The sequence below is a fragment of the Caballeronia arationis genome (assembly GCF_001544975.2).
GTDB classification, from domain to species: Bacteria; Pseudomonadota; Gammaproteobacteria; order Burkholderiales; family Burkholderiaceae; genus Caballeronia; species Caballeronia arationis.
Window position 1 is genome coordinate 124,231 of record NZ_FCOG02000018.1, and the last position, 8,863, is coordinate 133,093.

The following is an 8,863-nucleotide window of genomic DNA, read 5'->3' on the forward strand; positions in this document are numbered from 1 at the left end:
TCCGTTGACAGAACAAAACGTCTGTTCTAGTTTACTGGATATAGAATCCATTAAACTGGATGACATGGAAATCAATGCCCTCATCGCGCGCCGCGTTCGGGAGCTGCGAGACGCGCAAGGCTGGTCGCTCGACGCGCTGGCCGAACGCAGCACAGTGAGCCGCTCCAATATCTCGCTCATCGAGCGCGGACAGAGCAGTCCCACCGCGACCGTTCTCGACAAACTCGCGACCGCCCTGAATGTGCCCCTCGCCTCGCTGTTCGAACAAAGCGTCGCACCGGCCGTCGAGCCATCGCCGGTTTCCCGCGCCGCTGAACAGTCGGTCTGGACCGATCCCGCGTCCAAATACATCCGGCGTCACCTGTCGCCCGCAGCACGCTCACCGATCCAACTCGTCGAGGTCAGGTTTCCCGCTGGCCGGCGCGTCGACTACGACACAAGTTCGCGCGACGCCCGGATTTTCCAGCAGGTCTGGTTACTCGAGGGCGCGATGGAAATAACTGTCGGCGAAACTCGCTGGCGGCTCGAGGCCGGCGACTGCCTCGCGATGCGGCTGGACTGCCCCACCGCCTTCAGAAATCCCACCAGGAAGGCAGCGCGGTATCTGGTGGCGCTCACCACCCTCCCTCAATGAACGGAACAACGGATGATCGACACTGTGACAGTGCGCCGTGCCAGCACCATTGAAGCGGCAGCGTGCGTGGAAGGTCTGGCCGATGTGCTCATCGACTGCGTCGAAGGCGGCGCATCGGTAAGCTTCATGCTGCCGATTTCCCGCGAGAAGGCGGTGGCATTCTGGCAAATGGTCGCCGAAGGCGTCGCGCGCGGGGAACTCGTTCTGCTGGTCGCCGAAGACGGAACCGGACGGATCGTCGGTACTGTCCAAGTCGCCACCGCGCAGCCGGAGAACCAGCCGCATCGCGCGGACATCGCAAAGATGCTGGTACACCGGCAGGCTCGGCGGTGCGGAGTCGGCCGGCTGCTGATGGCGGAGGCCGAACGCGCAGCGCGGGAGGAGAACAAGTCCGTGCTCGTGCTCGATACCGTGACCGGAGGCGATGCCGAAAGGCTTTATGAGCGCGCGGGCTGGCAACGTGTCGGCGAAGTGCCGAATTACGCGCTGATGCCTGACGGCGAATTCTGCGGAACGACGTTTTACCACAAGCAGCTTTTATAGCGTTCCCTACTGCCCCGCCTCCCCCATCAACGCCACAAGATACCTCTTCCACACCTCAGGATGTGCGAGCGTCTGGTGTCCATACGACTCCTCGCCCTCCGGCATTTCCACATAGCGCGCGTTCCGTATCGGCGCGACGAGCTTTTGCATCACGCCGAGATCCGTCGCGTTGATGAGATCGTCGGCGAAATTCACTGCGTAGAGGCGCGCCCGGATGCGTCCGAGTTGCGGCGCGGGGTCGTAGTCCCACGACGATTCGAACCAATAGAGCGCATCGTTGGCATCGTACTTTGCGGACTGGTCGACCGCCGACTGGTACGCCTTCGCCGCCGCCGCGCGGTCCGGCGCGTCGCGCTGCATGCGCGCCGCGTTGCCCGTGATGATCGTGAAGACCGGCATCGTGCGGATCCACTGGGTCGGCTGGGAAGCATAGTCGCCGTTGTTCCAGCCGGGGTCATTGCGAATCGCACCGACGATCATCTGCCGCCAGAACCAGTTGCGCCCCGCCATCGCGACGGGCTGCCTCGCGATCGGCATCAGCGCGTCGGCCATGTCGGGATAGCGCTCGCCCCACATCCACGTCTGCATACCGCCCATCGACGTGCCGAGCACGAGCCGCAGGTGCGTCACGCGCAGTCCCTCGACCAGCAGCCGGTGATTCGCTTCGATCACGTCGCCGTAGCCGTAATGCGGAAAACGCGTGCGCATGCCGTCGCTCGGCTTACTCGATCCGCCGCGGCCGAGGCCGTCGGGAATCACGATGAAATAGCGGCGCGCGTCGAGCGGCGCGCCCGGCGCGAAGAGCTCGCGGCGCATCAGCGGCGTGAGGAACGCCTGCGACGTGCCCGTCGTGCCGTGCAGCAGCAGGACGGCATTCGTGACATGGCCGGCGGCGTCGCGCTGCGGCGTGCCGAGCGTCACGTAATGGATGCGGATTTCCGGCAGCGTGGTGCCTTCGGAAAAGTGGAAATCCTTCGCGATGAAGTCGGCGGTCTGGGGCGCCAGATCGGTGGTTTCGGGCGGCGCGGCCGCCATCGCCGTGACGCTGATCGAGAGTGCAAACACCGCGAAGGTCGTTCTCAACACTCGTCTCTCCTCATGCCTTCCGCACGATCAGCCGTTGAATGCGCTTACCGGACGACGCGCTCACCACGTCGCTGTCGACGAGAACGGCCGCGTCCGCAGGCAGTTCGTCGAGCACGGCCCGCTTGTCGAAAGCGGCATAGAGCCGCCCGGACGGATCGCGCATCGATGCGTCGTCGGTCACGCGCCAGCTCAAATAAAGCGTGCCGTCCGGACGCAATATCGCGATCAGGTTGCGCACCGCCGCGCCGATCGCAGCCGGATCCAAATGCATGATCACTCGTCTCGCACAACACGTTCTCGTAGTGTCCGCGCTCGACGCCCGCAAGATCCGGCAGCGTCGCATGCGCAAATCCGATCGACGGATACGCCTCACGCGCTTCGCGCAGCAGACTTTCCGATGCGTCGAAGCCGCGCGCCTCGAAACCGTTCGACGCGAGCCACGCGACATCGCGCCCCGCCCCGCAGCCGATGTCGACCGTCGGTCCCGGCCTGAAGTGCCGCGCAAGGAGCGCGTACATGTCGTCCGGCGCGGGCTGCTCGCGTCATTGCTTCGCGTAGCCGGCAGGCATCGGCGTCATACGTCTGCAAGTTTTGTGTATCCATCCCGAAAACTCGGTGCGCTGTGGAAGAACCGCCGATCAGCAATGTAGCCCGGGCACGTCCGTTCGTGTCCATTTCGATAGCTTGCTAACGAATTGATCTCAAAATATAATGCGCGCCATGCAAAATTTCGACGCATTGCGCCTCGCCGTGAGCAGTACGCTCGTGACCGCCGCCCGCCAGTGGCGGCGCGCGAGCCACGGACTGCTCGCCGCCTACAACGTCTCCGAGGCCTGTGCCGCGCCGCTCCTGATCGCCGGCAGGCTCGGCGCGGGCGTGCGGCAGGTGACGCTCGCCGAGCAGGTCGGTATCGAAGGTCCGTCGCTCGTGCGCCTGCTCGACCAGTTGTGCGCCGCCGGCCTGATGCGCCGCGACGAAGACCCCGACGACCGCCGCGCGAAAACAATTTCCCTGACCGACGAAGGCCGCGCGATCACCGCGACCATCGAGAAGGAACTGACCGGGCTGCGCGCCGAAGTGCTGGAAGGCGTGAGCCGCGCCGATCTGGAAGCCACGCTGCGGGTGCTGACGCTCTTCAACGGGTCGAAACGGGTGGCGGCGCCCAGACGCGCTCCGGTCCAGGAACCCGCCCAGGAGTCCGCCCAACGCAATCCGAAGCGCCCGGACACCGCACCATGACGCTACCGTCCGCGCGAGACTGGCTGTTTTCGCTGAAGACCTTCACCGCCTCGATGCTGGCGCTCTACATCGCGCTCCGGCTCGAACTGCCGCGTCCCTACTGGGCGATGGCGACGGTCTACATCGTGTCGAATCCGTTCGTCGGCGCGACGCGTTCGAAGGCGCTCTACCGCGCGCTCGGCACGATGCTCGGCGCCTCGGCGGCGGTGCTCTTCGTGCCGCCATTCGTGGAGTCGCCGTATCTGTTCAGCTTCGTCGTCGCGCTGTGGACGGGCACGCTGCTCTATCTCGCCATTTCCGACCGCACCGCGCGGAGCTACGTCTTCATGCTCGCGGGCTACACATTGCCGCTGATCGCGTTGCCCGCCGTGACGAACCCGGCCGGCATCTTCGACCTCGCTATCACGCGGACCGAGGAGATCCTGCTCGGCATCGTCTGCGCGAGCGTCGTCGGCGGAGCGGTGTTTCCGAGCCGGCTGGCGCCAGCGCTCGTCGTGCGCACCGACGCCTGGTTCCGCGACGCCGCGTTCTACGTCAAGGAAACGCTCTCCGGGCGCATCGCGGGTCAGCCGATCTCCGCGGCGCGCCAGCGGCTCGCCGCGACCGTCAACCAGCTCGAATTCCTGCTGAGCCAGCTCGCCTACGATCACACGCGCCCAGACATCCTCGCGCGCGCGCATGCGCTGCGCGGGCGCATGCAGTTGCTACTGCCGATCGTCTCGGCGCTCGCCGATCCGCTGATCGCGCTGCTCGGCGGCGCCAAGGCGCGCCCGGCGGGGCTGGAGGCGCTGCTCGCCGATGTCGTCAAATGGTTCGATGAGCCGCTCTCCGAAAACGACGCCGCCGAGCGCGAAGCCGACCGTCTGCGCGAGCGCATCGCCGCGCTCGAACCGGCGGCGGCCGAACTCGCGGCCTGGGAAGGCGCGCTCATGTCGAACGCGTTGTGGCGCCTGAAGCAACTCGTCGATGTCTGGCAGGACTGCCGCGCGCTGCGCCTTCTGATCGCGCGCGAGAAAGGCGCATGGCGGCCGCGCTTCAAGCACTGGCGGCTCGGCGGCTCGGCGCGCTATTTCGATCGCGGCATGCTGCTGTTCTCGGCCGGTTCGGCGGTGGCGGCGATCTTCGTCGCGTCGAGCCTGTGGATCAGTTCCGGCTGGAACGACGGCGCCGCCGCCGTATCGCTCGCGGCGGTCGCGTGCTGCTTTTTCGCCGCGCTCGACGAACCCGCGCCGCAGATCTTCGCGTTCTTCGTCTGGACCTGCGCGAGCGTGGTGCTCGCCGGCCTTTACCTCTTCGTGATCCTGCCGAACGTGCACGATTTCGCGATGCTCGTCGTGATGTTCTCGGTGCCGTTCCTGATCGTCGGCACGCTGATCCCGCGCCCGCAGTTCAATCTCGCGACGATGCTCGTCGCCGTCAACACGGCCTCGTTCATCAGCATCCAGAGCGCCTACGAGGCCAATTTCCTGACCTTCCTGAACAGCAATCTGGCAGGGCCGGCGGGCCTGCTCTTCGCGTTCATCTGGACGCGCGTGACGCGCCCGTTCGGCGCCGAGCTTGCGGCGGCGCGCCTGATGCGATCGAGCTGGCAGGACGTCGTGCTGAGCACGGCGACGCCGCCCGACGGCGACCAGCGCAATCTCGCCGCGCGCATGCTCGACCGCCTGATGCAGCTGATCCCGCGCCTCGCCGCCACCGACGACCATCGCCATCCGTCGATCGAGAGCTTTCGCGATCTGCGCGTCGCTTTCAACGCGCTGGATCTCACGCGCGTGCGGCGCCGCGCGGGCGAGGACGTGAGCGCCTCGATCGATACGGTGCTCGACGGCGTGCGCGATCACTACAACCGCTGCGTCGCGCGCCGCGAGCGCCAGCCGGTCCCGGCGAGCCTGCAAGCGGCCATCGATGCGGCGCTCGCGCGCGTGTCGATGGCGAGCGGCACTGAAACGGCGGCGGAAACGCAACCGGGCGCGCAGGCCGCCTCGCTACCCGCGCGCCCGTTGCGCGACGCGCTGCACGCGCTCGTCGGCATCCGGCTGTCGCTTTTTCCGCAGACGAGCGGCGTGAGCGGTCCTGCGCAGCCGGAGGCTTGGGCATGACGCTCCTTCACCTTACCCGCGTGGAGTCCGTCCGATGATCGGCGAAATCGACATCTTCGGCGTCTTCGTGCCGGCCATTCTCGTGCTGATGCTCGTTGCGTATCTGGTCAATCTCGCGATCCGCACGGTGCTCGCGCGCGTCGGCTTCTATCGCTTCGTCTGGCACCGGTCGATTTTCGATCTGGGCATTTATGTGCTCGTGCTCGGTGCTGTCGTCGTTCTTTCCCATCGGTTCATGTCGTGAAAAAAACCTGGTTCTCCGTTGGACAGATTCTCCTGACGCTCGTCGTCGTGGTCGTCGCGTGCTTCGTGCTGTGGCGCCTCGTCGGCTACTACATGTTCTCGCCCTGGACCCGCGACGGCCACGTGCGCGCCGATGTCGTGCAGGTCGCGCCGGACGTCGGCGGGCTGATCGTGCAGGTCGATGTCGCCGACAACCAGCCGGTCAAACAAGGCCAGACGCTCTTCGTGATCGATCAGGCGCGCTACGCGCTCACGCTGCGGCAGGCGCAGGCGACCGCGCAGCAGCGCCGCGCGACGCTCGACCAGGCTCGCCGCGAGGACGCGCGCAACCGCGCGCTCGGCGATCTCGTCGCGCGCGAGGCAGCGGAGGAAACGCGCTCGCGCGTGCAGCAGGCCGAAGCCGCGCTCGCCGACGCCGAAGTCGCCATCGACACTGCGCGCCTGAATCTAGCGCGCACGGTGATCGTGAGCCCGGTCGACGGCTATCTGAACGACCGCGCGCCGCGCACCGGCGAATACGTGGCGGCGAGCCGGCCGGTGCTGTCGGTCGTCGACATGCACTCGTTTCGCGTCGACGGCTATTTCGAGGAGACGAAGCTGCGCGGCATCGACATCGGCCAGCCGGTCGACATCGAGGTCATGGGCGAGCCGGGCGTGCTGCGCGGTCACGTGCAGAGCATCGCGGCGGGTATCGAGGACCGCGACCGCACGCAGGGCACGAACCTCTTGCCGAACGTGAACCCTGCGTTCAGCTGGGTGCGGCTCGCGCAGCGGATTCCGGTGCGCATCGCGCTCGACGAAGTGCCCGCCGACTTCCGGATGATCGCCGGGCGCACCGCGACGGTGTCGGTGCGCGGGCTCGCGCCGTCGCTCGGGGCGGAGCGGGCGGCCTCCAATGTGCCGATTGCTTCGGCGGCTTCCGAAGCTTCGATGGTTCCGGCCGCATCGGCTGCGCAACCGTCGTCGGAAATCAAGCGATGAAGACGCCGCGCGCTTTCACCCTTGCGCTCCTGCCGGCCGTCTGCGCGCTCGCCGCGTGCATCACGGTAGGACCGGACTATTCGCTGCCCAGCGACGCCGTGGTCAACGCGCCGCTCGCGGACGCGCCGCTCGACGGCGCGGGTGACGCGGTCGTCGCCCATCAGGCGGTGCCGCAATACTGGTGGCGCCTCTACGACGATCCGGCCCTCGACGGCCTCGTGCAGGACGCGCTGAAATCGAACACCGACCTGCGCGTCGCGGCGGCGAACCTCGCGCGTTCGCGCGAAGCGCTCGGCGTCGCAGAGGCGCAGGGCGGCTTCTCGGGCAAGGCCGACGCGGCCGTCAAACGCGCGCAGGAATCGGGCGAGCAATTCCTGGTCTTCGAAAAACTGCCCGTCGTCAACGAAGGCGACATCGGCATCAGCGTTTCGTACGAACTCGACCTCTTCGGCACGCTCCGGCGCGGCGTCGAAGCAGCCGGCGCCGACACCGAAGCCGTGCAGGCCGCCGGCGACCTCGCGCGCATCACGGTGGTCGCGGACGTCGTGCGCGCGTATGTCGAGAACTGCTCAGCCGCCGAGGAACTGGCGATCGCGCAGCAGTCGCTCGCGCTGCAAAAGCAGCGCGTCGTGCTCACGCGCCGGCTGCGCGACGCCGGCCGCGGCAACACGCCCGACGTCACGCGCGGCCAGACGCAGGTCGAAACCCTCAACGCCGACATTCCGCGCTATCGGGCACGCCGCCGCATCGCCCAATACCGCCTCGCGATGCTGCTCGCGCGTGCGCCCTCCGACTTGCCGAAGGCGGTGCTCGCGTGTCACGAGACGCCGCGCATCAGGAACCCCTTGCCGGTCGGCGACGGCGCCGCGCTCCTCAAGCGCCGCCCCGACGTGCGCGAGGCCGAGCGGCGCCTCGCGGCCTCGACGGCGCGCATCGGCGTCGCGACCGGCGCGCTCTATCCGACCGTCGCGATCGGCGCTTCGGTCGGGGTGACCGGCATCGCGGCCGATCTCGGCAAGCCGGAAACGCAGCGCTGGGGGTTCGGTCCGCTGATCAGCTGGACGTTCCCCGCGAACGGCGCGCGCGGCCGCGTGCGCGAGGCGCGGGCCGGCGCGGACGTCGCGCTCGCCCGCTTCGACGGCGTCGTGCTCAACGCGCTGCGCGAAACGCAGACGAGCCTCGCGACCTACGCCGCCGACTACGAGCGCATGGAGTCGCTGCACGCGGCGCAGAAATCGGCGGCACAATCCGCAAGCGAGACGCACCGCTTCTATATCGCGGGACGCGAGTCCTTCATCGCCGACCTCGACGCGACGCGCACTCTCACCACGACCAATTCGCAGCTCGCGGCAGCGGAAGGCCAGGTCGCGCTCGATCAGGTCAACCTGTTCCGCGCGCTCGGCGGCGGCTGGGAAACACCAGTGGCGAACGGTCGTCCGGAAATGGCGAAGAAATAGGCGGAATCCAGGGTCGCTGAAGAATCTGTCAACTTTTGTGTACAGTCACGCGTTGATGGAACGTCGTGTTATCGAAATGAATGGCGCGAAAGCGTGTCACGACAGCACAGCACAACGGCCGGACGTGCCGCGCGTGTTTCGTATCCGAAGGCCCTACCCGCTCAATAAAAGGAGTTTCAGATGAAACAAACGAACAAGTTGGCAGTAGTCGGCATGCTGGCATTTGCACTCTCGGCACCGGTATTCGCGCAGGGCGCGGGCGGCGGCGGCTCGAACTCGGATGGCGGCAAAGCCGAAGGCCCCGATTCGGGCATGACAGCATCGGGCCCGCACACGACGCACAAGAAGGGCACCGGCGGCACGACGCTGCATCAACAGAACAAGGCGACGCACCTGAAGGGTGCGTCGGCGGCGAAGGCGGCATCGGCGCTCGGCACCAACGACAAGGGCCAGCCGCAGTAAGCGGCGTCTCGCTGCATGAAAAGCCCGGCCACACGAACGGCTGGGCTAATGAGATGGTCACCCCCACCCTACACGCGGGTTACGCTGTAGGGTGTTTTCCTTTCTGGAGAGGCCATCAT

General features: G+C 67.0%; 9 protein-coding genes and 1 pseudogene. 8 read left to right on the forward strand and 2 right to left on the reverse strand.

Annotated features, from left to right (window positions below):
* Nucleotides 1-64 precede the first annotated feature (64 nt).
* Both AWB81_RS13735 and AWB81_RS13740 read left to right on the forward strand, forming a co-directional pair.
* The gene (locus AWB81_RS13735) at nt 65-634 is read left to right on the forward strand and encodes a helix-turn-helix domain-containing protein (protein ID WP_062636147.1); all 570 of its coding nucleotides are present in this window, start codon (nt 65-67) and stop codon (nt 632-634) included.
* 12 nt (nt 635-646) lie between these two features.
* Nucleotides 647-1,177, forward strand: a complete 531-nt coding sequence (locus tag AWB81_RS13740) for a GNAT family N-acetyltransferase (protein WP_062636149.1) — start codon at nt 647-649, stop codon at nt 1,175-1,177.
* A gap of 6 nt (nt 1,178-1,183) precedes the next feature.
* On the opposite strand, the gene AWB81_RS13745 is transcribed toward AWB81_RS13740, so the two are convergent.
* The gene (locus AWB81_RS13745) at nt 1,184-2,263 is read right to left on the reverse strand and encodes an alpha/beta fold hydrolase (RefSeq protein WP_062636151.1); all 1,080 of its coding nucleotides are present in this window, start codon (nt 2,261-2,263) and stop codon (nt 1,184-1,186) included.
* A 10-nt stretch (nt 2,264-2,273) separates the two neighbouring features.
* Nucleotides 2,274-2,866 (reverse strand): annotated as a pseudogene (locus tag AWB81_RS13750) (class I SAM-dependent methyltransferase).
* 117 nt (nt 2,867-2,983) lie between these two features.
* Here AWB81_RS13750 and AWB81_RS13755 point away from each other — a divergent pair.
* The 6 genes from AWB81_RS13755 (at nt 2,984) to AWB81_RS13780 (ending at nt 8,744) form a co-directional block, all read left to right on the forward strand.
* On the forward strand, nt 2,984-3,502 hold the full coding sequence (locus AWB81_RS13755; protein WP_087134973.1) for a MarR family transcriptional regulator: 519 nt from the start codon (nt 2,984-2,986) through the stop codon (nt 3,500-3,502).
* Nucleotides 3,499-5,601 (forward strand): FUSC family protein, encoded by a 2,103-nt coding sequence (locus AWB81_RS13760; RefSeq protein ID WP_062636153.1) that lies wholly within the window; start codon nt 3,499-3,501, stop codon nt 5,599-5,601. Before AWB81_RS13755 ends, AWB81_RS13760 begins: the two co-directional genes overlap by 4 nt.
* Before the next feature lie 34 nt (nt 5,602-5,635).
* Nucleotides 5,636-5,845: a DUF1656 domain-containing protein gene (locus AWB81_RS13765; protein ID WP_062636155.1), complete on the forward strand. Its 210-nt coding sequence runs from the start codon at nt 5,636-5,638 to the stop codon at nt 5,843-5,845.
* A complete protein-coding gene (locus tag AWB81_RS13770) occupies nt 5,842-6,825 on the forward strand; it encodes an efflux RND transporter periplasmic adaptor subunit (protein ID WP_062636157.1) in 984 nt (327 codons plus the stop codon). Before AWB81_RS13765 ends, AWB81_RS13770 begins: the two co-directional genes overlap by 4 nt.
* Complete coding sequence (locus AWB81_RS13775) at nt 6,822-8,282, forward strand: efflux transporter outer membrane subunit (protein ID WP_062636159.1); 1,461 nt, start codon at nt 6,822-6,824, stop codon at nt 8,280-8,282. Before AWB81_RS13770 ends, AWB81_RS13775 begins: the two co-directional genes overlap by 4 nt.
* Nucleotides 8,283-8,462: 180 nt before the next feature.
* Nucleotides 8,463-8,744, forward strand: coding sequence for a hypothetical protein (locus tag AWB81_RS13780; RefSeq protein ID WP_062636160.1), 282 nt, complete (start codon nt 8,463-8,465; stop codon nt 8,742-8,744).
* Nucleotides 8,745-8,863: the final 119 nt, after the last annotated feature.